Origin of the sequence: Leptolyngbya sp. FACHB-321, assembly GCF_014695975.1 — a bacterium.
Lineage (GTDB): Bacteria > Cyanobacteriota > Cyanobacteriia > Leptolyngbyales > Leptolyngbyaceae > Stenomitos.
The window spans coordinates 51,872-76,437 of sequence record NZ_JACJPI010000056.1; the positions used below are offsets into that span (position 1 = coordinate 51,872).

Annotated in this window: 18 protein-coding genes and 1 tRNA gene; 8 read left to right on the forward strand and 11 right to left on the reverse strand. The window is 49.5% G+C overall.

Annotated elements, in window-relative coordinates; all coding sequences use genetic code 11:
* Positions 1-66: 66 nt before the first annotated feature.
* Complete coding sequence (locus tag H6F76_RS10315) at positions 67-1,620, reverse strand: ferredoxin--nitrite reductase (protein ID WP_190507948.1); 1,554 nt, start codon at positions 1,618-1,620, stop codon at positions 67-69.
* Between the two features lie 341 nt (positions 1,621-1,961).
* Here H6F76_RS10315 and H6F76_RS10320 point away from each other — a divergent pair, with 341 nt between their 5' ends.
* Positions 1,962-2,498 (forward strand): nucleotidyltransferase family protein, encoded by a 537-nt coding sequence (locus tag H6F76_RS10320; protein WP_190507949.1) that lies wholly within the window; start codon positions 1,962-1,964, stop codon positions 2,496-2,498.
* Positions 2,499-2,762: 264 nt separating this feature from the next.
* Positions 2,763-4,211 carry a folate/biopterin family MFS transporter gene (locus H6F76_RS10325; RefSeq protein ID WP_190507950.1) on the forward strand — a complete coding sequence of 483 codons (1,449 nt, stop codon included), beginning with the start codon at positions 2,763-2,765 and terminating at the stop codon, positions 4,209-4,211.
* Between the two features lie 577 nt (positions 4,212-4,788).
* Here the strand turns inward: H6F76_RS10325 and H6F76_RS10330 are convergent.
* Together H6F76_RS10330 and H6F76_RS30000 are read right to left on the reverse strand one after the other, a co-directional pair.
* On the reverse strand, positions 4,789-5,049 hold the full coding sequence (locus H6F76_RS10330; protein ID WP_190508025.1) for an Asr1405/Asl0597 family protein: 261 nt from the start codon (positions 5,047-5,049) through the stop codon (positions 4,789-4,791).
* Positions 5,050-5,186: 137 nt separating this feature from the next.
* Complete coding sequence (locus H6F76_RS30000; RefSeq protein WP_206754365.1) at positions 5,187-5,438, reverse strand: hypothetical protein; 252 nt, start codon at positions 5,436-5,438, stop codon at positions 5,187-5,189.
* A gap of 392 nt (positions 5,439-5,830) precedes the next feature.
* On the opposite strand from H6F76_RS30000, the gene H6F76_RS10340 reads away from it, so the two are divergent.
* Positions 5,831-6,373 carry a Dps family protein gene (locus H6F76_RS10340; RefSeq protein ID WP_190507951.1) on the forward strand — a complete coding sequence of 181 codons (543 nt, stop codon included), beginning with the start codon at positions 5,831-5,833 and terminating at the stop codon, positions 6,371-6,373.
* Between the two features lie 455 nt (positions 6,374-6,828).
* Here H6F76_RS10340 and H6F76_RS10345 read toward each other — a convergent pair whose 3' ends face one another.
* The 5 genes from H6F76_RS10345 to H6F76_RS10365 form a co-directional block, all read right to left on the reverse strand.
* Positions 6,829-9,348, reverse strand: a complete 2,520-nt coding sequence (locus tag H6F76_RS10345; protein ID WP_190507953.1) for a glycosyltransferase family 39 protein — start codon at positions 9,346-9,348, stop codon at positions 6,829-6,831.
* Between the two features lie 61 nt (positions 9,349-9,409).
* A complete protein-coding gene (locus H6F76_RS10350; RefSeq protein WP_190507955.1) occupies positions 9,410-12,157 on the reverse strand; it encodes a DUF3536 domain-containing protein in 2,748 nt (915 codons plus the stop codon).
* A gap of 941 nt (positions 12,158-13,098) precedes the next feature.
* Positions 13,099-14,727: an ABC transporter substrate-binding protein gene (locus H6F76_RS10355; RefSeq protein WP_190507957.1), complete on the reverse strand. Its 1,629-nt coding sequence runs from the start codon at positions 14,725-14,727 to the stop codon at positions 13,099-13,101.
* 101 nt (positions 14,728-14,828) lie between these two features.
* A complete protein-coding gene (locus H6F76_RS10360; protein WP_190507959.1) occupies positions 14,829-15,533 on the reverse strand; it encodes an EcsC family protein in 705 nt (234 codons plus the stop codon).
* 139 nt (positions 15,534-15,672) lie between these two features.
* A complete protein-coding gene (locus H6F76_RS10365) occupies positions 15,673-15,873 on the reverse strand; it encodes a hypothetical protein (RefSeq protein WP_190507961.1) in 201 nt (66 codons plus the stop codon).
* Positions 15,874-15,912: 39 nt separating this feature from the next.
* On the opposite strand from H6F76_RS10365, the gene H6F76_RS10370 reads away from it, so the two are divergent.
* From H6F76_RS10370 to H6F76_RS10390, 5 genes are all read left to right on the forward strand, one after another.
* On the forward strand, positions 15,913-17,001 hold the full coding sequence (locus tag H6F76_RS10370; RefSeq protein WP_190507963.1) for a M23 family metallopeptidase: 1,089 nt from the start codon (positions 15,913-15,915) through the stop codon (positions 16,999-17,001).
* 73 nt (positions 17,002-17,074) lie between these two features.
* Positions 17,075-17,147: transfer RNA gene (locus tag H6F76_RS10375), tRNA-Arg, on the forward strand.
* A gap of 843 nt (positions 17,148-17,990) precedes the next feature.
* Positions 17,991-19,289 carry a glucose-1-phosphate adenylyltransferase gene (locus tag H6F76_RS10380; protein WP_190507965.1) on the forward strand — a complete coding sequence of 433 codons (1,299 nt, stop codon included), beginning with the start codon at positions 17,991-17,993 and terminating at the stop codon, positions 19,287-19,289.
* Positions 19,290-19,557: 268 nt separating this feature from the next.
* Positions 19,558-20,124: an AAA family ATPase gene (locus tag H6F76_RS10385; protein WP_242036605.1), complete on the forward strand. Its 567-nt coding sequence runs from the start codon at positions 19,558-19,560 to the stop codon at positions 20,122-20,124.
* Between the two features lie 203 nt (positions 20,125-20,327).
* Complete coding sequence (locus H6F76_RS10390; RefSeq protein WP_190448648.1) at positions 20,328-21,317, forward strand: DnaJ C-terminal domain-containing protein; 990 nt, start codon at positions 20,328-20,330, stop codon at positions 21,315-21,317.
* A gap of 55 nt (positions 21,318-21,372) precedes the next feature.
* Here H6F76_RS10390 and H6F76_RS10395 read toward each other — a convergent pair whose 3' ends face one another.
* The 3 genes from H6F76_RS10395 to H6F76_RS10405 form a co-directional block, all read right to left on the reverse strand.
* On the reverse strand, positions 21,373-22,053 hold the full coding sequence (locus H6F76_RS10395; RefSeq protein WP_190448647.1) for an isochorismatase family cysteine hydrolase: 681 nt from the start codon (positions 22,051-22,053) through the stop codon (positions 21,373-21,375).
* A gap of 75 nt (positions 22,054-22,128) precedes the next feature.
* Positions 22,129-23,175, reverse strand: coding sequence for a formamidase (locus H6F76_RS10400; protein ID WP_190507967.1), 1,047 nt, complete (start codon positions 23,173-23,175; stop codon positions 22,129-22,131).
* 416 nt (positions 23,176-23,591) lie between these two features.
* Entirely contained in the window at positions 23,592-24,035 is a 444-nt protein-coding gene (locus H6F76_RS10405; protein WP_190507969.1) for a DUF4168 domain-containing protein, read from the reverse strand.
* Between the last annotated feature and the right edge of the window lie 531 nt (positions 24,036-24,566).

The window sequence follows — 24,566 nt, forward strand, 5'->3', positions numbered from 1 at the left end:
TAGCTTGAGGCGCGATCGTCTTCAAGCTGCACTACGTTGATCGATCAACGCAGTGACACTGAAAACTTAGCTACCAGCAGCCACCGGCTGACGTAGCGTTGAGCCAAAGTGCTGCATCAACAAATCCCGCAGGACGGGTTTGAGATCGCTACAGGGGATACCTTTAGTGACACAGGTGCCTAGTGCGGCATCTTTGCCGACTTTGCCACCCATATAGATATCCACACCTTCAACCGTTTTGCCATCCTTGCGAACTTTGGTGCCCATTAAGCCAATGTCAGCAACCTGAGGCTGCCCACAAGAGTTGGGACAACCCGTCCAGTGAATTCGCACTGGGTTAGGCGAATCCAGTTCGGCTTCCAGTTCGTCGATCAATGCCTGGGCACGATTTTTGGTCTCGATCAGCGCGAAGTTGCAGAACTGGCTACCGGTGCATGAGACGAGCGATCGCGACAGCGGGGCAGGCGCGACCGAGAACTTCTTCAACAGCGGTTCCTGAAGCAGTGGCTCTAGTCGAGAGTCCGGCACATTGGGGAGAATAACATTCTGCTCCACCGTCAGCCGGATCTCGCCGCTACCGTACACATCTGCCAGACGCGCCAAGTCAAACATATCGGCAGCAAACAGGCGACCAACTGGAATATGTAGCCCCAGGTAGTTCAGTCCAGGCTGCTTCTGGGCATACACGCCAATGTGATCGCGTTTGTCCCAGAGGATTTCGTCTTTGGGGGCAGCGGGTTCCAGCGATCGACCCATTTGGGTTTCCACTTCAGAGCGGAGCTTTGCCACGCCCCATTCGTCGATCAACCACATGAGCCGTGCTTTTTGCCGATTAGCTCGCAAGCCGTGCTCGCGATAAACAATCAAGAGCGCTTCGCACAATGCCACTACATCGTCAGGCGCAACCCACACATCAAAGGGAACGGCAGCTTCACAACGTTTGCCTGAGAAGAAACCACCGACTAGAACGTTGAAGCCAAAACGCTCATCTTTGTAAGCAGGAATAAACGCAATATCGTTGATTTCGGCATGAACCGAGTTATCGCGGCAACCGGCGATCGCAATATTGAACTTACGCGGCAAGTTTGTAAACGCTGGATTACCTTCGCCCTTATTGGTAATCAGATCTTGAACCTGTTGAATCAGCTCGCGGGTGTCAAATAATTCATCAGCATCAATGCCTGCGACGGGCGAACCTGTAATATTCCGCACGTTGTCCATGCCTGACTGGATGCTGGTTAGCCCAACCGCTTCAAAGCGACGGAAAATATCTGGTACATCCTCAATCCGAATGCCGCGTAGCTGAAGGTTTTGGCGTGTGGTGATATCAGCGTTGCCATCATCACCATAGCGTTGCACGACTTCTGCCAGGACGCGCATCTGACTGCTCGTCATAATGCCGTTGGGTAAGCGCATCCGCATCATGAATTTGCCAGGGGTGACGGGTCGAAAGAAAACACCCATCCATTTCAAGCGGTGGTCGCGATCGGCTTCATCCATCGCCTCCCAGCCAATTTGAGCAAAATGCTCTAGTTCAGCTTTAACCGCCAAACCGTCCTTTTCAGCTTTGAGTTTTTCAAATTTATTCAGATTTGCTACTGCTGGAACCGTGCTGGTCATATTGCCCTCGTTTCGGACTGCACTTCAAGCTATGTTCTGATATAGAATCAGTTAATGCGGCTGAAGACTGTTCAACAACAACAAAGTGTGTGCAAGACGTTGCTGAAGTTAAGTTAAGCGGGCTGTTCATAGAAATTAGTATCTTTGCTTACAAATCATTTCGGTTTATGACGTTTTTGCATCATTTTGATGCGAATTAAGCATCTAAAGCAATCAGGTTTAGCTCAAAGCACTGACAAGACGCTTGCAAATCCTTTGCAGCAGCGCGATTGCCCCAAAGCTTCCAAGGCAACGGCTTCAAGTAAACAAAATTTAAAAAACACTGACTGCAACTGAAGCCAATGGCTACTCGCGATCGCCTTCAGCAGATTTTGATAGATTCTCCAGTCGGCGCAGTACTGCCTGTGATTGCTCAACAGCCCCTTGCTAATTGGTGGTTAGCAGGTGGAGCTATTCGCAATACAGTCTGGCAATCGTTGTTTGATGACTGTGCCTTGACCATCAAAGATTTTGACCTTGCGTTTTTTGATGATCAGGGCGATCGTGATCAAGAACTGTCAGCCAAAGCTATCCTCGCGGCTCAGTTTCCCGATTACGTCTTTGATGTGAAAAACCAAGCCAGCTTTGCACGGTGGCGCGCAGGTCGTAGACCTTACAGCAGTACCGAAGATGGCATAGCCGACTGGCTTCATACCGCTACCGCAGTCGGTGTTCGCTGCGATCGTCGTGCCCAGTGGGAGTTTTTCACGCCCTATGGGTTAGATGACCTGTTTAACGGCATTATTCGTCCCACCCCAGCTCATACGCAGAATCCCGATGCAGAACAGAAAGCGGCATCATTTTTACAGCGCTGTGCGTCTCTGCGAGCAGCATCGTGATGAGGTAAGCCAGCAGAGCGAGTGGTTCTCTTTTGGATCATGCCCACCTTACAGCCTGCGTTAAGACACTAGACGCATTCGGCTGAGAACGGCTCTACTAGATAGCTTTGACCTGTTTGATCCTGCTGGAGGCGATCGTTATCGATCGGGCTTTGTATCATTGTGAAACAAAATTGGGCAGTCTAGAAGCGTCAATAGTGGCTCTCCTGAAATCAAGCGTTATGATGGGGGCTGTAATTGATAAACGTTTGTAACAAATTATCAATGATTGTTTCCACTCCTGGTTTAGCCAGAATCAAAGCATCGTTCACCGAGAAAGTTTTTTTCGGAAACGAACCAAGCGCCGAACTAATCGCAATCTTGCTGGTTTATTTCGTGCAAGGAATTCTGGGGTTAGCACGGCTGGCAGTAAGCTTTTTTCTGAAAGACGAGTTGGGTCTGAGTCCGGCTCAGGTGTCTGCCCTGATTGGAGTAGCAGCACTGCCCTGGATGATCAAGCCGTTATTTGGCTTTATCTCAGACGGCTTGCCAATTTTGGGCTATCGACGGCGCCCATATTTGATTCTGTCTGGGTTGCTAGGCGTACTGTCCTGGGTTTCTTTAGCCACGATTGTGCACTCTGCATGGGCAGCAACACTGGCGATCGCTCTTGGTTCTCTTTCCGTCGCATTTAGCGATGTCATTGTCGATTCTTTAGTCGTTGAGCGGGCACGAGGCGAATCCTTAAGCACAGCAGGGTCGCTCCAATCGCTCTGCTGGGGAGCATCGGCACTGGGCGGCATTTTAACTGCTTATTTCAGTGGGTCGCTGCTGACAAGCTTCAGCACTCGCACGGTTTTTGCGATCACGGCAACCTTTCCGCTCATTGTGTCCCTCGTCGCCTGGATGATCACTGAGTCTCGCGTCACTGAACGGATGAATTGGGCAATCGTCTCAGAGCAACTTGGACAGTTGCGCCAAGCTGTGAGCCAGAAGTCGATTTGGCTACCAACGGCTTTTGTCTTTCTCTGGCACGCAATGCCGACAACGGAATCCGCCTTTTTCTTCTTTGCTACGAATGAGCTAGGGTTTGAAGCGGAATTTTTGGGTCGTATTAACTTTGTCACCAGTCTGGCATCCCTGGCTGGCATCTGGCTCTTTCAGCGCTTCCTTAAAACAGTGCCTTTTCGGGTCATTTTCGGCTGGTCGATCGTAATTTCTGCGCTCTTGGGTATGACAACGTTGCTGCTGGTAACGCATACCAACCGTGCGCTGGGCATTGACGATCGCTGGTTTAGCATGGGCGATAGCCTTGTTCTAACTGTAATGGGGCGGATTGCCTATATGCCCATCCTGGTGCTGGCAGCACGGCTTTGTCCTCCTGGTATTGAGGCGACCTTGTTTGCCTTGTTGATGTCAATAGTGAACTTAGCGGGGCTGCTATCCCAGGAATCAGGTGCATTGCTCATGCACTGGCTGGGCGTGAGTGAAAACAACTTCAGCAATCTGGCGCTTCTGATTGTCATCACCAATCTCTCAGCACTCCTGCCGCTACCATTTCTTGGCTGGCTTCCCAGTGCGGATGAGTCGTCTAAGCCTGCTGCAGAAAGCTCACACGCGCGCACACTAGAAGCCAACGTTACCTCTAAACATTTAGGGCAACCGTTTCTACCTGATTTGATGACTGAGTTCATTCCCCAACCGCGACAGGTTGAACCTGCGGTAGAAGAGTGAAGGCGGTTTGCTTGACAAATCTCTGTAAAGCCCATCTCCATTCAGCTTCATGCGCCGGCATAGAGATGGGAACACCAACGCAATTTAGAGCGCACACTTCCACTTGAAGCAAAGCTACTGCTAGAGTTCTTGCAAGTTGTGCAAGCGTTATTAGCACAGCTACCACGATTGTCTAATACCAATTCCCTTATTACACGCTGTAAGGCAAGGGGGAACTTGCCTACGGCGTAATTCTTTATAAGGGGGGCCAAGGAGGAGCAGTCGGGGAACGCTGTGGCTAGAATTTTTGAATTGGTATAGGGTGCTTTCAGGAGTGTGAATTAAATTACTCCTGAACCCTCACATCCTGCAAGGGCATAGTCTCAGCATGGTGCTGAGGCTATGCTGTGCCTCTACACAAAAAAGCTGGTTTTAATTTAATACATATCCATTAATAAGTTAATGCGTATCCGTTAATAAGCCTGATCGCCAATCATGCTAGAGCCACTTACAAGCCTGTGAGAACCAGATATTTCTGGCTAACAGTCACAGTGACGGCATATAGCAACACGGAACAGCTTAAGAAGGCACAGTAAGGTTAGTCTCTGTTGGGGGAAGCACTAGCCTGCCAGCAAGCATTTAGCCGCTGCACCAATGCTTGTCTTGGTAACGTTACCTGCTGAACGACACTCCATACTTGAAGAGCTGTTGCCACACTGCTAACCTGCACCTTCAAAGGCTGGTAATAGCTACAGCAGCAAGGAATTTCTAACGCTTGTAACCGATAGTAAACTTGCCAATGATCGGTACATTGAATCTCAATTATCTCATTAGTTTGGGGATTGAGGTCGTTTAGCATCACAGTTGCACTCCTATGCAAAAAAACTTGGAATCGCTTGTTGAAATTTATTGCTAACTAGCCCTTACTCACACGAAATTCTCTTGCAAAAGCTGCATAACAACATCATGATTTGAGCTGCTAGCGAAGTAGTTTAGTCATGAAGCAAAGGCAGCTAGAAGCAGATGGTTACTGCTGGTATAAAACTTCTGCTTTTTCTTGAATTTAAAGAACTTTTTTAGCGTTTTTAATACGGTTTCTTCTGAATCATTTTCTGGACTTTCTTCAGATTCAGAGGCTTCGGATAAAGCTAGGTTTGCTTGCTTAAACCAGTTAATGACGGCATTGTGGCTAATACCAGTGGCTTGTTCAACAGCACGAAAGCTCATACCACTAGCGTGCATTTTCAAACAAAGCTTTCTGATATCTTCTGAGTAGCCTCTTGTATTATATGACTCCAAGAATTGGCGACCGCACTGCTTACAACTATAGTTTTGCTTACCGTGATGATGACCATTTTTACGAGTTTGATTTGAATTACATCTAGGACATTTCATACTTTGATTGTGCAGAGAGGCTTAAATGTAAAAGGGATCTAAGAATGCTTCAAGCTACATAAATGCTAAAAAATGTCAGTGTTAATAAAAAACCGTAAAAAACCAGACAGACTAATTCTGAAAATTGATATACTCTTGGCATGACACCATGAACATTTGTAGAACGCAGCACTGTTGAAATCGCTAGCAGTGAGTTGCCGTTTATTGGTATTGGCGCATCTAAAATTCCTTAAGAGGAGAACATTATGTCTGAAGTTCAAACTTTGATTCGTGCCTTTGGTCAAGTTGCTGATAACCCCGTTTTACTAGAGCGATCGACCACCGAGCCAGTTTGCGAAGGCTTAAACGCACTTTTGGCGAGTTTTCAGGCGCTCTACTTGCAGTACCAGAAACATCATTTTGTGGTTGAGGGAGCCGAATTTTATTCTCTGCATGAGTTTTTTAGTGAGAGCTATGAAGCAGTTCAGGAGCATACGCACGAACTGGGTGAACGTCTGGATGGCTTAGGAGGAGTGCCAGCCGCAAGCTTTACAAAACTTGCAGAGTTGAGCTGTGTTACCCCAGAACCCGATGGCATCTTTAGCTGCCGTCAGATGGTGGAAAATGATTTGGTAGCCGAGCAAGCTGTTATTGGTGTTCTCCGTCGTCAAGCGGCTCAGGCTGAAAGCTTGGGCGATCGTGCCACTCGGTATCTGTATGAAAAGATTTTGCTCAAAACGGAGGAACGGGCTTATCATCTGGCTCATTTCTTAGCATCCGATAGTCTGGTTTTGGGTTTGTTGAATTAGTTGTGCTGTACTAAACAAACGGCTGCTCTTGTAACAGTTTTTTGTAAATCTGCACATCGTTCTACCCGTCTCAACGTTCTATAAGGAGAATGTCGTCGGGTAATCGATCGTTGTTTCAAAAAATAGCTTTAGTTAGGATGATTCTTCCCTGACTAAAGCTATTTTTATAAGAGTTGGGCGGGAAAGCGCCGTTTGAATGAACGTTAACCCTGAGCTTTGTCATATCAAAAAATCATTTGACACGATCGAAACCGTAAGCCAAATTGCAAAGGCAACCTCGGCTTGAATCTACATAATTACTTGAGAAAGATATTCATCAATTCCTAAACTATAGACTAATCCAGTTGAGATCTATTGGCAAGAGTAACCGCACTAAATTTTCAGACTGCAACTGCGCTATGGCTATTTCGTCAGCCCACTCTGATGCAAACCTGGTTCTAAAGCGAAGGGTGGCTTCAAAGCAACGTCAGCGTTTTCGAGAGATTGAGCTGCATGGCGGCGGCGATCGCGCGCATAAGTTTCAGGTCTGGTAATGATGGCTGTAGCTGCTCTGCCATGTTGAGTGCCTGCTCTGCCGCCTGTCCTTGCCAATCATATAACCGGACGATCCCTAAGTACATCCACAGGTGCGGGTTTTGCGCGTCTAGTCCGGTCAGGTATTCCAAGGTTTTGAGTGTTGGCTGCACTCGGCGCTGTAGTGCCTGTGACAGCGCAAGCGGGTAGGCGATCGCCTGATTTTGCGGCTCTTGTTGCAGCCGATAGGTGAGCGCTTGCTCTGCTTGTACGAGATAATCCCCGATCGGATCGTACAGATTTAACCGTCCGACCTGTTGCATCACGGCATCAAATTGTCCCTGAGCCAGGTACTCGCCCAATTGATAAAGCTGTACTGTCAGGTCAGGCTCAATCAGTGGCTTAATCGCGGAAGTATTTCCTATGCGGATGGGTGGTACAGACAACGGATAGGTTTCGCCCGTCTGACGATTTAAGTAAACCGCTTCTAAACGGTACGGTGCTGCAAGCGTGCTTGGAGGCACCATTGCTAACCGTTCCACTATGCGAAACCCTTGCTTTGGGTTAACAGTGCGATCGCCCGCATACAGTTGCCCTAGCCCAATGCCGTGGTCGTGGAACCAACGTGCCTCTTTCCCCAGCAGTGGTTCTGGCTGCGTCTTTCCGTACCAGGTAAGGATCACTATGCCCTGTTGCAGTTGCTCCCATGAGCCACTCCATTGATAAACCACGGGTAGCGGTGCATTCGGTGCAGCGGATGGGAGCAGTGTTACCGCTTCTAGCTTGACTTTATCTGACGCGATCGAGGCAACCTCCACTGCAATTGGCGGTGTTTGTCTGTGATAAAGCCGTAGTTGTTCGTTATTGGGCAGCATCCAGCTACGATGCAGCTCAAGGGCAGGATTTTGCTCAATCTGTGCCTGTAATGCCTGCCGCGCACTGTCCTTTTCTAGAGCGCCCAACTGACCGCTTTTGGTTAAGTACCAGGACATTGATCGCACGTCTTGAGCGTTAGAGCGTGACGGCATTAACTCCCGTGTGTACACCTGAAACGCCGCTAACCGTCCATAAAAATCCATATTAAACGGATTGATTTGAGCGGTATTGGGCACCATGCCGATCGTGGAGCGCAAATAGGGATCTGCATCAGCTACGGCTGCAATGACTTGCTCATGAGGGAAAGGCGTACCCTGATCAGGAGCATTCTTTGCGCCCGTGATTAAACCTGCGATCGGAAACCAACTCAACAAAAGCAAGACTATAGAGACGATAGCTGTTGCCCAGCGCAACCCTGCAACCCAACGATAGCGCCAGCGAGTTAACCCATACGCCAGGATGAGCGCCAACATTGGCAGCAGTGGTGTAATGAACCGCGTATCTTTATTAGTACTGAGTGAGCAAAAAACGTAGCCGCCTACGCAAAAAACAGCGAGCCAGCGCAAATTTCTGCCGGCTGCCGTTTGCTGTTTTTCTGACACTCCATCTGTTTCGTCAAGTTGCGTCACTGGCTGTGATCGACCGTACCGCAAAGTTTGGAGAAGCCAGCCTGCTAGAAAGCATCCGATCGGCACTAGCAAGAGTGGATAAGAAACCGAACCTGGCAGCGCTTTCCAGTAATACAGCCAACCTTCTAGCGTCCGAAAGCCCGGATCGCCTTCTGCTACGCCAACGCCATTCGCCGTTATGGCTGAGGTGATAATCGTCAACCAATTGAGTCGATACCAGGCACCACAAACTAACCACGCAATCAAAAGCGCAACGATTGCCTGTAGCAGCTTTAGCCACCGGCGATCGCGCACTACTTCCACCAAAAGCCAAAGGGCAGGAAAAACAAAGAATAAAAAGCTCGTTGCCTTAGCTAGCATAATCACGCCAAAGCTAACGCCCCAGATCACGCTCAAAACCCAACTGGCTCGCGGACGGTAAGCATCGCGCCAGAGCGTCACGTCAGCAAAAGTAAACGCTACTAATGCGGTAATGCCGTAATCCAACAGGTAGTGCGTTTGCAATGTAGCCAGCTCTGGAAAGAGCAGACATAGCCCTGCCGCCCATAGTCCGGTCTGGCGATCGAACAGGTGCCGCCCCATTTGGTAGACGGACAACAGCAAGATGGCGCTAAACAAAAGATTAACGAGAATTGCCTGATCCGCCCCTCGCCCAAAGAGATTAAGGAATGGAACGGTAGCAATATAAATGAAGGGTGCCCGGTAGCTCGGTGCCTTCTGCCATAGCGTTGTCCACCAGGTATCCGCAAACAGATCTGGTTTTTGCAAGATTTGCCAGTAGCCCAAGGCACCAGAAAGATGAGCGCTATCATCCCAACTGGGCACAGCATGATCGAGCCAGAGCCACATGCACGTCACTAGCGATGAGATCACCCAGAGGCTGCCCAACACGATCGCGTCTTGGGGCACTCCAGGCAAGGCAGGTTCCCAAAAACGTCTAGAGAATCGGTGCTTCATGAACGGCTCACGCTAGCTGACGGCTGATTCTAGCAAACAGCTAGCCGCTCATGCTACTAAACTAGGGCAACTGATTAAGCCAGTTAGTCACATCGATCCCTAGTCTTGCGCCCAGTATCAGCAGCGATCGCAAATCGGCTAGTTGCATTGTTTCAGCAGCATCTGCTTTCATTTGCCCCGCGCTGCGCAACCAATGGAAGCACTGTGGTATAAGCCAGTGCTGTAGGCGCTGAAAGTAGAGTTCTTGCGCCCGCGCTAACGAAAGACCAAGCTGCATTTGCTGGCTAAGGGTCAGCAGTCGCTCCAAACGGTGCAGTTCGGTTTTGCTAGTCGCTGGGTCGAAATGGTACAGGAGTTGCCAAAGCGATCGCAGCACTAGCCGTTCTAAGATCTGTTTGGCTTCTGGCAGGTTGAGTTGGCAGCGGAGACTGGTAGCTTCGGTGGCGATCGACTCCAGTTCCAGGAGACGATTTAGGCTTGCAGTCGACGGGTCGGCGGACAGGTCACTGCTCTCCTGCTCTAACGCTCTCAGGGAGAGTGAAACACGATGACTTAAGGCAACTTCGGCTGCCACCTGTAATTCCTGTGGCACCGCCAGCCCATCCCGATGAAATGCCATCAAGATGCCGTAATTATCCCGATAAACTTGGGTATAAAGCTGATCCAAACGATTCAACGTTTCGTGCGTGAGCAGGCGCATGATGCGATGACGCTCTTCCGCAAAGAGGCTCTGAAGGCTGTGAGATTGGCTACCAAACATAGCGTTGATCGCCAGAATCGTTTGGGCAGCACTTGCCTGCTTGAATGCCTCAAACAGTCGTTCCCTCATCTCAGCGTAAGCGCGTCGTCCAGAGAACGGCTGGATGCAGCAGTGGAAATCCCAACCACCGAGATGGACGACTGCAAACACCAACTGCATACTTTCGCGAGTGATATCAGAAACAAGCTGGAGTTGCCCGATCGCTAACGTGAGCGATCCCATTCGCTGAAGCTGGTAGTCAAGCTGATGAGCGGTGTAGCAGTAAAGGGGCTGATCTTTGGGATAGGACGTAAACAGTGAACTAATGGCATAGTGAGCCGCTACTTGCTCCATGCTGATCTGTGCCGATTTCACCAGTTGACGGTAGACTTCGGCACCATTCTGAAAGCACTCGACATTGCTAGGGGCATGTGCCAAACGCCTGACGAAGGCTTTCTCTAGCTGGATGCCTGTAACTTCGCCTGCCAACTCTAACGCTCTGGCAGCGTAACGTAAGATCTGCACGCCTTCAGGGCGAGATAGCTCCTCAAAGAACCAGCCGCAACTGGTATACATCAGCAAGGCATGACGCTGCATTTCCAGCAGGTGTAGGGCATCGACGCGCTCGGCGGCAGACAGCTTGTGGGTTTGGTGGCGAGACAAAAAGCCTGACAGGTTGGTTAGACTGCGATCGCGAATAACCTGAATATACTCATCTCGCGCCAACCAGGGATCGCGAAACAGCTTTTTGCCTGCATCTTCATAGACCTTGACAAGCTGATCGCGCAGCCAATCAAGGGAGTCTCGCAAAGGTCGCCGCCATTGCTGGTTCCAGAGTCCGCCGCCACCGCAGCCACAGTCGTCCTGCCAGCGATCGACCCCGTGACTGCAACTCCAAGCTGTCACTGGCTTTAGCTCGACTTCCCATGTTGGCGCTTGTAGGGAGAGATAATGGGCAAAATTGGTCACCGTCCAGCCGCGATCGGGAAACTCATGAGCAAAGGCATAGGCAAGGCATTTTTCTGTACCGCCCTTGTGATGCCCAAAGGTTTCGCCATCGGTTGCCGCAGCGATAAGTTGCGAAGGACGATGATCTCCACGTACTGCCTGCCCTAACCGCCCCGCCAGGTTATGCGAACTACTCAGCGCACTATCAAAGCCCATATCACGAGAAATCGGACCATCGTAAAAGAAAATATCAATAAACAGTGAGCTATCCAGCTCCTCTCCCCTCTCTCGTCGCCCCTCTTTATTCAGAAAGCAGCGGTAGGGACGGGTGGGATCAATCTGCCCACCGCTAACTTCGAGCCACGGGTTTGCAGGTTGGTCATCTGTGGCGATCGCTCGGCAGCGTTGCGCTTGAGAGGGAGCCAGAACAATAAATTTGATCCCCTCAGCGACCAGTGCCTCAAGTGTGGCGTAATCGACCGCGGTTTCGGCTAACCACATACCTTCGGGATCACGACCAAAGCGATCGCGGAAGTCTGTTTTGCCCCAGCGGATCTGGGTCAGTTTGTCGCGCTCGTTCGCCAGTGGCAAAATGATGTGGTTATATGCCTGGGCGATTGCATTGCCGTGTCCATTCAGACGGGCGCAGCTTTTGCGATCGGCCTCCAAAATCCGCTGGTAGGTCTCGATATCATGCCGCTCCAGCCAGCTCATGAGCGTAGGACCAATGTTGAAACTCAGAAATTCGTAATTGTTGATGATTTCAATTACGTCTCCCCGCTCGTTCAAAATGCGGGCAAAGGCATTGGGGCGGTAGCATTCGTGGTAAATCCGCTCATTCCAGTCGTGAAAGGGAGCCGCACTAGGCTGACGCTCGATCGAGTCTAGATAAGGATTCTCACGCGGTGGCTGGTAAAAATGCCCGTGAACCGTAACGTAGACCCCTTGAGCTGTTTGCAGGGGATCATTACCCGGCAGAGGATTCGCGGCTGCACTACGCAGCTGAGAGCCATGCCAGAAGTCAACTGGAGTCGTCCCGTTCTTCTGTTGCTGCGGCTCATGCAGCACTGATAGTGGCTCGTGGCTCTGACTAGCAGAGCGGGGATCGGAGTTTGAGGTCATGTAAGAAATGCCAAAAGGGTTAGAGAAACCGCATTGAATGAAGTCATTCAATAAAGGTGCCGAAAAAGACGTAGAAGTGCAGCGATCGCGCTTAACTCTGAAGGGCTAAGAACAAAGACGCTAGCTTAAAAAACCTCATTGGCTTCAAGCTAGACGCTTCCAAAGTTTTTGCTTCAAAGGTCTGAATGTAGCAAGGTAACGCGCTCAGGGTGCAGGTTCGTACTTGAGTGCATTGCCATATGCAGGATCACAGTTCTCAAGAGCAATGGATAGACCGAACTGTAGGGGCACGGAGCGTTTTACCCTTCAGTCTGTATCGGTCGAACAGTGAATGATTTAGATAGATGAACAAAAGCCTTAACGCAAAAGAATGTATCAGTCTGGTCAAGCTGAAAATATCTGGCTAAAAGCGTAAAAGAATGGGGATCATCTCCGTCTCTAGGGAGACTTAAACCATGTCACGGTTCTGCAAAGGCTCATTTTAGGACGGTGAAGATTAGAACGATGAAGATATAGCAGTCGAAGACAGCATTAGGACAAATATAAACCTTGAAACTTCCTTTTAGTAAGTGAGTAAGGGTTTCGATTCATCCCTCATTCTTCATCCTTTTGCTATAAATCTCTACCAGAAGTTAAACGCCATATAGAATTTACTCGAGTTCAACTACAGATGTAGAAAAATTTAAGCACGAATTAAGAATTCGCCCTGAAAACCCACAGTGTTGGTGTCAAATTACATCCATTGTTACAGTGTCCTGCGGGACATAAGCGACAGTGCAGACGTTCAAGCGTTAAACAAGCTGTGTTTAGCAGCTGGAAGGACGATCGCCTCAAACGCATCTACGCGAAGGCAATGCCGTGCCCTTGTATAAAAAGCTGACTGTTTAACCTACGCCCCTAAAGACCAAACGGACTTCTGACTGCTTATGGCGGTGCCACGTCTAAGCCTTCCGAAGTGTCCAGAACGGCACTTTTTGCGTCACTTCTAGACTGCCGCCTTGAATCCATTTCTGCGTAAACAGATAGTCTTTACTTTGCCATAGTGGAATAAACGGCACATCTTGACCCAGCACATCCTGAAGCTCGGTAAATAATTGCTTGCGTGTGGTAGGGTTTTGGGTTTTGCGGCTCTGATCAATAAGTTGATTGGCGCGATCGCTATAGTAAAAAGAGCCTTGCAAAAAACTTGATCCATCAGCACAACCGTCCGTTGCTGACCCTTTTGTACATTCCATAAACGGCTGAATGTAATTGTCAGCATCTAAAAAGTCGGGTGTCCAATCCAGCAAAAACATTGGATACACACCCTTATCAAGGTTTTTGTAAGCTGTGGTGGAATCAATGCTTTTGAGATCAATTTGCATCAACCCACCGAGTTGCTTCTTGGCAGCAGCTCGTAGGGTAATCGCAGCCAGTTGATCATTAATCAAATTAGAGCGATACCAAAATTCAACTTTCAGTGGGTTTGTAGCGCTATAGCCTGCCTGGTTCAAGAAAGCAGTTGCTTTAGCAACATCACTATCACCATACCGCTCTTTAAATACAGGTTTTTGTTCGTCTAGCGTTGTCGGAATCAGGCTATAAAGTGGATCGATTTGCCCTTGAAAGATCCGATCTTGCAGTAGGGGGCGATCGACGATCGCAGCAATTGCCTGTCGCACTTCCAGTCGATCGAGCGGTGGCGATTTGAGATTGAGCGTCAGATAATCAATACCGCTGCCTGCCTTTTCAATAATCTGCCAGCCTGCAGTAGTCGCACCTTGTTGTAGATTGCGAATTTGATCCAGTGCCAGATTTTGATAGGCAACATCCACTGCACCAGTACGAAACGCGTTGTACAGATTAGCTGGACTGGAGAAAAATTGAATATCGACCCCTTGATTGGCTGGCTTTTTGCCCCAATACTGCTCAAACGCATCCAACCGCAGTAGATCGGTACCGTATTTCACCAGTTTGTAAGGACCTGTACCCACCAACGTTGCTGGTTTAAATGAGCCTTCCTTAATTTCGTATGCCTGAGGCGAAACTGCGCAGGCACCGGAAAATGCCAGCAATGACGGAAAGGCTGCAAAGGGCTTCTTGAGTTTAATAGTCAACTCATAAGCACCCGTTGGCTTTACCGTCTCCACTAAATCCGATAGCAAAAAAGATGGTGAGCCACCGTTTTGAAGGAAGCGCTGTAGCGAAAATGCCATTGCTTTAGCATCAAAGGGGGTGCCATCGTGAAAAACAACCCCTTTGCGTAGCGGCACTGTGTAAGTTAACCCGTCAGCGCTGACGATCGGGAGCGCCGTTGCCAGTTGGGGTTCCAGGTCGGTCGTGCCCAGTTTGTAGGTGTAGAGGCGATCGCTCAGGTTATACAACAAGCTGCTGGGAAACGTCCCGTATGCATCTGCTGGGTCAAGCGTGTTGATGGTCGCTGTAGTGCCCAGCGTAATACGCCCATTGCCAGCAGTGGGCGATCGCAAATCCGGTGCGGAACGATGACAACTAACTGCTAACAAGCAGCAGAGACAGAACACAAGCAGCGAGTTCGCAACGCGCCATCGAACAGAAAGAAGAGAATGCATTCATCCAGGCAAGGGAAGTGAGCATTCTATTCTAAGGTCTTCTGTTTGGCTTTTAGCCTTTAGTTCTAAAGCCCCCTAACGACTGCAAGTTTCAGTTAGAACTACTTCGCCAGTGATCGCCGTTTTGCCTCATAAAAGCTACAGGCAACGTGACCAAGACTATAGAGAATACTAGCGTTGCCAACGCTACCCACAGCAGCCCCCACGAACGGTACGATCTCAACCACGCTCATCCCCACTTTAACCACTTGGGAGCCGCCTGTTCCCAAACCCCAGAGCGTGAGTACTTCGCCGCGTCGGGTCGGGTCAGTCGGTGAGAAGCCATAAATTGCCGCGATACGGTAGATCATTTCTGCCTGTAAAGCTGCGATCGCCCCCAAGTCAACGGCTAACAACATCAACGCTAGAGGCGGCACAAAATTAGTTGCCAAGCCAATGCCAGCGGCTTTCCAGGCTGTATCGGTGATAACCCGCTGTGCCAAGGCTTCATCGGTCTCCGTAGGATATGTGCGTCGCAGCGTTTCAACTTCCTGTTGGACGGCATCAATATCTACTTGCCCTAGTGCCGCCAAGAGCCAGCTAGCACCAGGAACTTTAGTCGCAAATTTGATAAAAGGACTGGTCGCGATCGGTGTAACGACATTTCCAACGGTTTCAGTGCCTTGCTCAACAAATCGATAAAGCGCTGTGCCAAACGTCTCTCCAACCAGTGTTGTGGCATCCTGCAAGGCGTTTGTCATTGCCTGAGATGTTTGCTTCGCCATCCCAATCCAGTTATTGAAATCGTTATGCTGTTGAGTCGCCATAGATTAAGTCGTGCTGCTCGAGGCAGTGAATGCTTGTATCTACTTCACTTTAGAAAGCTAGCATCCAAAGCGCTTCTATCCTTTGGTAGTGAGAGCTAACCACTATGGTAAGAACTTATTGCTTGGCTCACTTGATCGCTCAGATCAAATTCTCAGCGACAGAATTGTAGACACCGCTACAAGATGCGATCGCGTCGATCTTTTCGCAATATTCCCTTGCCTGAGTCGCCATTGTGGTCATAATGGTGTCTTGTTTGACTAATGCTGGTTTGAGGGCATGACGCTTCGCTTTTCGCAACCGATCAAAAAGCTGACCACAACGATAGAGCGGCTTCGCCAACCTCTGTTGAGTCTATTGTGTCTGCTTTTTTTAGCTGGGATGATTATCGTTGCGTTGCCTGCGATCGCTCAAGATCGCTCCGTTAAGGAATTACAGCAGCAACAGCAGCAACTTGACAAACAGCGATCGCAGCTAGCTAAAGAGCAAGAACGTCTCAAAAATTTAGAAAAGGCAGCACAGGGAAACCTGCAAGGGTTGCGTCAGGGCATCAGAGCGACCGCCAGCCAGATCAAAGCCAGTGAAACGCAACTACAAACAGCAACCAAACAATTGCGATCGTTAGAAGTTTCGCTGGTAAAGGCAGAACAGCTTTATCACCAAAAGCAGTTTTCAACGGTCGCCCGACTGCGATTTCTCCAACGGCAGCAAACCGATCGCGGGTGGGCTGTACTCCTTCAAAGCCAAAATTTAAACGATTTTCTCGATCGTCGCCATCAACTGAAACGTCTTTACAAAGCCGATCAGCAGCTACTCAGTAGCTTCAAGCAAGACACCGATCGCATTAATCAGCAGCGCAATCAGGTAGAACAACAAAAAAACCAGATTGCCATACTTAACCAGCAACTTCTCGCCCAAAAAGCGTCTTTTGAGGCACAGGCAGGTTCACAACAAACGATGATTGAACGCTTGCGAAACGATCGTCGTGCCCTGGAAGCTGCCGAAACTCAATTAGTCCAAGATTCTCGCAACATTGGGCAACTCATTCAGCAACGGGTTAACGCAGGTAGCATTGCTTTTCGTGGGACAGGGCAAATGATTGTACCGTGCGTCGGTGAAATGACCAGCGGCTTTGGCTGGCGAGTGCATCCGATTCTTGGCTATCAGCGCTTTCACTCTGGCATTGACTTTGGTGCGGACTATGGCACAGCTATCAATGCGGCAGACAGCGGCACTGTTATCTTTGCAGGCTGGTACGGTGGCTATGGCAATGCAGTTATCATCGATCACGGTGGTAGCATGACAACCCTATACGCACATAGCAGTGAACTCTATGTTGTAGAAGGGCAAACAGTGCAACGCGGACAGGCGATCGCTGCCGTTGGCTCCACTGGACTTTCGACTGGTCCCCACCTTCACTTTGAAGTGCGCCAAAATGGTGATCCGGTTGATCCAGCAGCCTACCTTTAGCAAGAGCTGAAAGATGAAGATCAAGCCTTTAGCTCTCACCCTTGACAACAGTGCTATGATCACGAAATAACGAGGGTATGTAGCTCAGTGGATAGAGCATCAGGTTCCGGTCCTGAGGGTCGGGGGTTCGAGTCCCTCCATACTCGTTTTTAGGTAAAACGTTGATTGTCATCGTTGATACTGTTGTTACACCCTTTGCAGGCTGGGTACGTTTGCATCTTCAAGACAAGAGCGGCAAGCAGTCTTAGTTCTCTCCAATCTGCTTCATACATACAGTAAACCCAGTTGAATCAATGGTCGAATTAGTTCAATTGATCCATAACGAGTGTTGCTCTAATTAGGTATTCCTCAATTCGCAGCAAACACAATTCAATTGAACCTGGTTAGGCAGCAAGCACGATTGAAATGATGCAATTTAAATTTAGTTGCAGTCGCTATGCTGTGGACTACCAATAAGAATTGAACAGTGTTTGCAGCGAATGGAAGCAACTAGTGAAAAAGGTGTCAAGGTGTTCTTAGAAACATTAGAACGGTACTAATTTTGCTATTGGAAATTTTGCTCGAAGCGGCTAAGACAATTGGCTCAACCTTCACTACGAGCCTGTTTGCTTGCGAATCACTCAGCACAGTTCTACTTCCGATGCTGCTGCACGTAGTCACACTAATGCAAAAAGTGTTAGCTATAGATTTCCCTGATTGTTCCCTTCAATCCCCTTTATAGAAAGGAAATCCCAGGCATGAGGAGCTTGCTTTACAGTATGTAAAAAGGGCATTGGTCTAAGGCTTAAAGCAGACTCACTGGGTCTAATGCTATTCGCTCATGCTGTGTAGATAGCGTTGTAAGCTGCAACACATTTGTTGCGATTGCTATGCAGCTTCTTCCCTTTTATAGATACCAAATTTAAACGTTCTTCCCTTCAGCCCTTGCAAACTTAACCATACAGGCTCACACTAGACTTGAAAGCAAACTGGGAGCCGAGAGGTTTGTTGTGAAAAAAGTTTTAGCCATTATCTTAGGTGGCGGTGTAGGTACACGCCTCTATCCGCTGACCAAACTGCGTGCGAAGCCTGCTGTGCCGATCGCAGGTAAGTACCGTTTGATTGACATCCCGGTAAGCAACTGTATTAACTCAGACATTTTTAAGATTTATGTGCTGACGCAGTTCAACTCTGCGTCACTAAATCGCCATATTTCTCGTGCCTATAACTTCACGACGGGTTTTACCGAGGGGTTCGTCGAGGTGCTAGCTGCCCAGCAAACACCAGAAAACCCAAACTGGTTTCAGGGTACGGCAGACGCAGTACGGCAATATCTTTGGTTATTTCAAGAATGGCAAGCCGACGAATATTTGATTCTGTCTGGCGACCATCTTTACCGCATGGACTATGGCGACTTTGTGCGTCGGCACCGCGAGACTGGGGCAGATGTCACGATCTCAGTTGTGCCAATGGATCATCGTCGGGCTTCTGACTTTGGTTTGATGAAGATTGACAATGCTGGACGCATTATCGACTTTAGCGAAAAGCCGAAAGGTGATGCCTTGAGCACGATGGCAGTTGATACGACTGTCTTGGGACTAACGGCAGACGAGGCGAAAGAGAAGCCCTACATCGCCTCCATGGGAATCTACATCTTTAAGCGGGAAGCACTAGTCAAGCTTCTGCGTGATTTTCCAGAGCAAACCGATTTCGGGAAGGAGATTATTCCCAATTCGGCAAAAGATTACAACCTCCAGGCTTACCTCTTCAACGACTACTGGGAAGACATTGGGACGATCGAGTCTTTTTATGATGCGAACTTGGCGTTGACGCAGCAACCACGTCCGCCCTTCAGCTTCTACGACGAAGATGCTCCCATCTATACCCGTCAGCGCTACCTGCCACCAAGCAAGTTGCTAGATTGCCACGTACGGGAATCTATCATCAGCGAAGGCTGTATTCTGAAAAACTGCTCGATCTCCCATTCAGTACTGGGAGTACGATCGCGCATTGAGGCAGGCTCCACAATTGAAGACGCCCTGATTATGGGTGCTGACCATTATCAACCGTTTGCCGAACGCCAGTCAGGGCAGGACTGTGGTACTGACGAGGTGCCACTTGGTATTGGTGCTGATACTGTCATTCGCCGTGCCATCATCGACAAAAATGCCCGTATTGGTTGTAATGTCCAGATCATTAACAAAGATCGGGTTGAAGAAGCTGAGCGGGAAAGTGAAGGCTTCTACATTCGCAGCGGCATTGTGGTAGTTCTAAAGAACTCGGTTATTGCTGACGGAACAGTGATTTAGAAGCTAGTCGTTACGTAATTTACCCTTTTCCCAGGGGAAAGGGTTTACACCCCAGCTCTCTTCTGCTAGGAGAGGGCTAGGGTGTAGCTTACTTACCGTAGGGTCGACAGGCTGTGCAGACTTTTTAGGAAAGCACGTTACTTAAATTTAAAGCTGTAGTCTAAGTATCTTGTTTGCAGCGCAAGCGAGACACTTACATCTATAAGCAGCTTCAAGCAGCTTCCCAGAAACGTTTCTTACGTCGCAGCGTTTGACTTGCAGCACTGGTTTGACATCCTTGTCTGATCCCTTCGATCTCTCCCCACTCCCTCATCTACCAGCGTTGGACCCGCAAGCTATCCGGCTCCTTCTGCTGGTTGGGTTGCCTGGTAGTGGTAAGTCATCCTTAGCAGCAGCACTTTTACGCGACTGTCCACAGCGATGTTTGATTTCCACTGATGCGATTCGATCGCAGCTTTTTGGCGACGAAGCAATTCAAGGCAATTGGCTGCGAGTTTGGCGAGAAGTTGGTAGGCAATTGCAGCAGGCAACATGGCAAATTGCCACTGGGCAGTCCCTTGAAGCCATTTATGATGCTACTAACGCAGTACGGCGCGATCGTCGTCGTGCGATTGCATTGGCTCGCGGTTGCGGGTTTACCAACATCATTTGCATATGGTTGAATACACCGCTAAACATCTGCCTACAACGCAACCAGCAACGCGATCGACAGGTGCCTGACACTGTTATTTTGAAAATGCATCGTTGCTTAATGGGTGCACCGCCTGCTGTTGAAGAGGGCTGCGATCGTGTGCTTGAAATCCGTACCTGTACCCACCAAGATGAAGGTTTTTGATAGGCTAGAATCAAAGCGAAGAGCGGGACGGGCAGATCAGCCTTCGATACCCGATGTAGAGTAGAGGGACAGATTCTTTTTGCCCTGCCCTAGTCTTTTTAGGTTGGCGATCGTACCCAATCAATGCTGTAGGCAACTGCAAGCTTATAGAGCTGCAAAAAGGGTTTTGGATAAGAGGCTGAATCCTCAGAGGAGAAGGATGAATGGCTGCAACTGACTTCAAAGATTACTACGCCATTTTGGGAGTGAATCGAACTGTCAACGCCGACGAGCTGAAAAAGGCTTATCGTAAGCTGGCGCGTAAGTATCACCCAGATATGAACCCAGGTGATAAGGCGGCTGAGGCTCGCTTTAAGGAAGTCAGCGAAGCCTATGAGGTGCTGGCAGACCCAGAAAAACGGCAGAAGTATGACCAGTTTGGGCAGTATTGGAGGCAGGCGGGGCAAGGCGGCTCTCCCTTTAGCTCCAATCCCCGTGGTGGTAACGACTTTGACAATATCGAGTTCGGGCAATACCGCAACTTCGACGATTTTATTAATGAACTCCTGGGTCGGATGGGCAGCGACCCTGGCTTTGGACGTAGTGGAACGGGTGCCCGTACTTCTAGAAGTGCCCCTGGCGGTTTTAGCGATTTCTCGGACTCAGGCGGTACGGGGCTGGATGCTGAAGCCACGCTGACGCTAACGCTTTCGGATGCCTTTCATGGCGCACAGAAGCGCTTAATGCTGGGTAGCGAAGAGTTTGAGGTGCGTATTCCTCCTGGCGCGAAACCAGGCAGCCGCATTCGGATTAAGGGCAAAGGGCGGAGCAGTACCTATACCCCTGGTCAACGAGGTGATCTTTATCTTTCAGTAGCGATCGCACCGCACACCTTTTTCCAATTTGAAGGGGATAATCTGGTTTGCGAAGTAGCGATCGCCCCTGATGAAGCCGTGCTGGGCGCTCAAATTGAGGTGCCGACACCGGATGGTACGGTGACAGTTAATGTACCTGCTGGCATTCGATCCGGTCAATCGCTGCGACTCAAAGGCAAAGGCTGGCGTAGCCCAAAGGGCGATCGCACCGATCAAATGGTGAAGGTTGTCATTGCAACCCCTAAAGAGATCAGCGCGATCGAGCGCGAGTACTACGAAAAAATCCGCTCTAACCGCAGCTTTGAGCCACGCAAGCATTTGAAAGACGTGCGGCTGTAGTGATGAGTTGTGAGCTTTGAAACAAAGCCACTATGCCTCACTCAAAATGCTGAACTCAGGCGATCGCTGCCAGCAGCGCTTGTGAATCGGCAACAGCACCAAACACACCGCCCTGCATTTTAACCATGTTAAGGGCGGCTAAATGGTTGTTGTAATCCGTAGCAGCAGTGCAGTCAGAGAGCAGCAAGCATTCGTAACCACGATCGTTCGCGTCGCGCATAGTGGTGTGCACACAAACATCGGTGGTGATGCCCGCTAGCAGAATGTTTTGGATGCCAAGGCGCTTCAGCAACAAATCCAGGTCAGTGGCATAGAAGGAGCCTTTACCTGGCTTGTCGATGACGGGTTCTCCGGGTAGAGGAGCCAGCTCGGGAATGATCTCCCAGCCGGGTTCGCCGCGTACCAGCACTTTGCCGCAAGGACCGGGATCACCAATGCCTGCGCCAATCTGACGCGATCGCCATTGTTTGTTCTCTGGCAAATCTGCTAAATCCGGTCGGTGACCTTCGCGCGTATGCATCACGTGAAAGCCTTGCGATCGCATCACTTCTAGTACCGTTTTAATTGGCGCGATCGGTGCCCGCGTCAGCGACAGGTCATATCCCATCTGATCGACATAGCCCCCGATGCCGCAGAAATCGGTTTGCATGTCAATGATGAGAAAAACTGTATTTTCCGGGCGCAGATCACCATTGAACGGATATGGATACGGATCTGAAGCAAGATAACATCCCATCGTGAATCCCTAAGAGAACGGCTTTGAGCAAGATGATCAATGGCGCAGACGATGCGCCTCAGTTACTCTCAGTGCCTAACTCTGAGCGTGATCAATAGCAAGCAATTTCTCTGGCTCACTCACTTGGGGAGCCGCTTCATACGTTCGCGTAGGCGCTGGAAAGCCACAGGATGTGCCATCGGTGTGGATGACTTCCTCTTCCCAGGGCAGACGATAGGCACCGTTCACCAAATCCTGCATATAGGTGTAGGGACAGTCCTGAGCGCCACCTTTGACAGCTACATAGCCACGATGCCCAAATTGGTAGATATTATTTTCGACTGACCAGTAGCGGCGTGCTTCCTGAAGCAGTTTGGGGCGCACTTCGCCAGTGATAATTTCATTCGGGCGACCGTTCCCCGTCACGATCGGCACGCCATCGTAGTTGACGATCATCCCCTCGCCCATTGAGTCGAAGGAACCGTCTGAGCCACACATACAGACAGATGCCGTGTAGATCAGATTACAGAACGCATTTGACTGGTTAGTAATCTGCCACGAGTGGCGAATAGGTGCCGTATAGCCCGCTGTTCTCAGCATGATATCAGCACCCTTATACGCACATTCTCGCGCCATTTCGGGGAACATCCCATCATGGCAAATGATGAGCGCCAAGGTGCTGCCGTTAGGACCTTCGCAAACGGGGATGCCCAAGTTACCGGGTTCCCACGGCTCCACAGGCACCCAGGGATGCAGCTTGCGATAATAGAGCTTGAGTTCGCCCTTATCGTCGAGAATAATGCCGCTGTTGTAGGGGTTACCGTGTGGGTTGAACTCCATGATCGAGAAGCAGCCCCAGATTTTGTGTTCCCGACACGCGGCGCTGAATGCCTGCACTTCAGGTCCATCCAAGCGACACATAATCTCTGGATTGGTGTCCATTGAGAGACCATGCAGGGCATATTCTGGGAATACAACTAGATCCATCGTCGGTAGGTTGCGGCGCGCTTTGCCAACCATCTCAACAATGCGCTGCGTTTGGGCGGACAGGTCTTCAGGTGTAACAACATTAGGCAGTTGCAGTTGCACTAACCCAAGCACAACCCCATCGGGCGCTTTATTGAGACCGCCAAGTCCACTCATGCAAACCTCCTACTAATTGCGTTGTTGCCAGAGACTGATTGTGACTGCTGTACTTAAGCTCAAGGCTTTGAACTGCGTTAGTTTTGCAGAGGCTTTAAGCCTTGCTGAGTCGACCGCCCAAATTTAACCAACTGCCATCAAAGCCACTGAGCCAAAAGGCTAAGTAATCACAGTGCCCTCAATAAGGGTTTACAGAATCATGACCACGCATTAAGTATCAAAAAACACGTTTTAGCTGTTTTAGAGGCGTAAATTGCAACGCTACAATGATCGAGCCAGCACCCTCATTCAGCGATCGCTCACTGAAAAAATTATCGATCGCGCAGAGCTTTAAGCACGACCAGTCCCTTTGCCAGGGAGGTCAGAAAACGCTAACCGCTTTTCGCTCGTGTTCAACCGGTCCTGATAAGCAGCAGCTAAGGCGCTGTCTTCTGTAGCTTCAGTAACTCGCCTTGAATTTTCTGTTGCAAGGCTGGGTCGCTCTCTTTCCGCCGCGTCATTTCGTTAAATTGGGCAATGGTCAACCCATTTTCTTTGATGATATCGGCAGAGCGCTTGAGGAAGCGATTGCAGATGTCACGTACAGCCGAGGGAATGTTTTTTTGACGACACACATCATCAGGCACATTACCGCCCATAATGCGCTTCACCTCGGCATGGTCTTGCTGACGCTCCTGCTCGATGAATAATGCAGCACGGGCATACTGGCTGACTGGAGGCGTAGGCGATTGAGCAGAGGCAGCTTCTCCTAGACCGAGAGTGATTGATCGCTGCGTCGGGCTAGGAGTATAGCTAGCCAGCACTCCCACTGTAGAAAGTGCGCCAACAAGCAGAAGGCGTGACAAGCCAGCATGAAGCATAAAACGTAGAGAAGAAGGTTGCATCATCGTTAGATATGACACTGTAAAAACTAGCACACTAGAGGTTTCAATAAGCTTTGAACTATTTCGGGTGCGATAAGTTCCAGCAATAAAGAAGGATTTGGGAAAAACAAAGCCTTAAAGCTGGAGGGTACGATCGCGTGCAAACACTGCTTTCGGTCGTAGCTTGCCCTTGTTCAAGCGGCTAGAAAACTGCCAGATAAGACGCAAAGACTGTCCTATAGTTACGAGCGACTTTCACGTTCAACGAGCAATCAAGCCTGAGAGTAGAGTGTTGTTTGTACTGACGAAAAGTAACCCCATAGGTGCCTAAAGTTTGCAATCGTCTCATTCTAAGGGACAAAGATTCAATAAAAGCAGGTTTTCTCTTTCAGAACATAGTATCGCCTTCCTACCAGGATCAGAGGCGTTTGTCCCTATAGATTGTGAAGTTTACAGATGCTTTAATCCACGATCTGCACCTCAGATCGTGGATCATGCTAGCTTACAGTCCTTGTCACGAGCATCTGG